The 2,330-nt window shown below is 53.0% G+C and carries 3 protein-coding genes; 1 reads left to right on the forward strand and 2 read right to left on the reverse strand.

Going from position 1 to position 2,330, the window contains the following annotated elements:
• Positions 1 to 329, reverse strand: a 329-nt coding sequence (locus tag B3F49_RS00050; RefSeq protein ID WP_293908440.1) for an ADP-ribosylglycohydrolase family protein, incomplete at its 3' end; no start/stop codon positions are given.
• A gap of 90 nt (positions 330 to 419) precedes the next feature.
• Complete coding sequence (locus B3F49_RS00055) at positions 420 to 1,301, reverse strand: HNH endonuclease (RefSeq protein WP_293893238.1); 882 nt, start codon at positions 1,299 to 1,301, stop codon at positions 420 to 422.
• Positions 1,302 to 1,442: 141 nt separating this feature from the next.
• Between B3F49_RS00055 and B3F49_RS00060 the strand changes: the two genes are divergently transcribed.
• Positions 1,443 to 2,330, forward strand: an 888-nt coding sequence (locus B3F49_RS00060) for an alkaline phosphatase (protein ID WP_293908442.1), incomplete at its 3' end; no start/stop codon positions are given.

Consider the following 2,330-nt stretch of genomic DNA (forward strand, 5'->3'; position numbering starts at 1 on the left):
TTCATCCTCCCATCGAGAGCACCGCAGATGGTGATACCGATGTCCTCAGGCCCTGCATTGCGCCACCGTTGGTAGGATTTCCGCACCAGGTCTTGTGAATATGAGCCATGCTTGAGAATGCTTTGGATCATCATGATAGCCATCTCACTGTCGTCGGTAATCTCGCCGACGCTTCCCACCGAGCGCGGGCTGTCGTCCATCTCATGGATTCCATCAGGGTGCTGCCTCAGAACATCCTTGGCACGTTTGAACTCGGTCTGGGCTCCAAAGGCATCACCGACAAAACTGCCAAGCAGTGATCCCAATGCCCGTTCATAGAGTGTCGACACCTTTGAATCTCCTTTGGGAGAGTATACCACCAACAGAGGCTAACAGGCAATTTATCCTTACTTTCTGAATAGATTTCTTCGGAATAAAGTTCAATGATCGGTCGTACCTATCACAATCGGATGCTTGGCCAGGATCTCCCAACTTGTGTGGAGAACCTGGTCCTCACACCCGATTCTCCTATTGTGCTCCAGCAACGTGAACTGTCGGGTGTGGAACCTTCGATGGCAGGAAGGGCAGAGACACAGCAGATTGGCAAGGGAGTCGGGGCCCTCTTGGGAGAGCGGCTGGATGTGGTGGGCATCGGCATTGAGATAGCCCCATTGCTCCTCACGGCTCAATGTCTTGATCCAGCCGGGACGATAAATCCTGGTACCGCAGATCTGGCACTGAAAGTCATAGAGGCATTTGACAGCCTGCTTGAGAGCGCCCTTGCTGTAGAAATAGCGCTTCGAGCCCAGTTTTATCGTCTGGTCGGAGGTGTTGACCGAAAGAAGACTCAAAAGTTTCTGATCGATGCTTGCCTGCGGAGCCTTGGCCAAAAGCGTCTCCCGTATCCAGTAGGAAGCCTCGACATGGTCGGTATGGTAATCCGGGTCCTTCTCCTTGACCAGTTCCTCAGTAAGGTTTCCTGACTGCGGATGGGCGATGAACCAGTCACGAAGATAACAATAAATCAGGGCGAAGGATTGATCCTCCCGTTGGTGGGCAAGCAAGGTGTTCAAGGCATAGGAAGGCAGGGCTCCTTCAAAAAAGCCGTGATGCGTTCCATCGAGGCCCAGATAATGGGCGATGCCCATCGATTGCCAACCATGGCTTTGCCTGCCATCCAAGCCAAGGCAGAGGGTATCGAGTTCTCGAAAGCCTTTCCTGCTGAAGAGCCAATAATACACAACAGCTGCGCGCTCTTGATCGCCATACAGGGAAAACTCCCGTTTTCTTGTGCGTTTGTTCAACGGAGGAAACTCATACATAATCCTATGGTAGCAGCCTGGCAGCGGAGGTGCCAGTGCCGAGGCTCATGCTTTTCTGCATAATTTCTTACCAATTGTTCGCAAAATGCTAGCAATCATACTCCATCGTATGGCCATCCAGTTAGTTTGTTGGAGGAAATCATGAAAAAACGATTGATGATGGTGCTGTTGCTCCTTGCAGCGGTTTTGGCAGGCCTTACGGCACAAGCAGTAGGGGAGAATCAGGGTGCAACGGCAGTGTCGATTGAGACACAGGCCAAGCCCAAGTACGTCTTCATGTTCATTGGAGACGGTATGAGCCATGTGCAGATCAACGCAGCACAAATACTGAAAGGCAGCAATGAGAAGGGCAATCTCTCGCTGAAGCCGCTGACCTTCACCGAGTTCCCGGTAGTCGGACTGCAGACCACCTTTGATGCAACCTCCTTCTGTCCCGACTCGGCATCCACGGCCACGTCGCTCTCAAGCGGGTACAAGACCCACAGCGGCACCATCGGGCTCGGAATCGACAAGCAGATGGTGGGCAAGACCATTGCCGAACAGGTAAAGCAGCAGAAGGGGTGGAAAGTTGGTTTGGTTTCTACGGTTACCCTCAATCACGCCACTCCCGCCGCCTATTATGCCCATGTGCCGTCCAGAAACAGCTATTACGACATCGGCGTCCAGATGGTTGCCAGCGGCTTCGATTACTTTGGCGGCGGGGCGATCAGCAAGCCGGATGACGGGGGAAGGAAGAGTATTTACAACCTGCTTCTGGAAGCCGGTTACCTGGTTACCGACAGCAAGAGTCAGATTCTCAACCTCACCTCGGCAAGCGGCAAGGTGTACGCCCAGAACCCGAGGCTTCAGGACAGCGGTTCCATGCCCTATGCGATGGATATGAACGAAAACGATGTAAGCCTTGCACAGTTTGTCCAGAAGGGCATCGATGTACTGAACAATCCCGAAGGCTTCTTCATGATGGTTGAGTCGGGAAAAATCGACTGGGCCTGCCATGCCAACGACGCTGCAGCGGAAATCTACGACCTG

It is taken from the genome of Sphaerochaeta sp. UBA5836, assembly GCF_002432845.1.
Taxonomy (GTDB): domain Bacteria; phylum Spirochaetota; class Spirochaetia; order Sphaerochaetales; family Sphaerochaetaceae; genus Sphaerochaeta.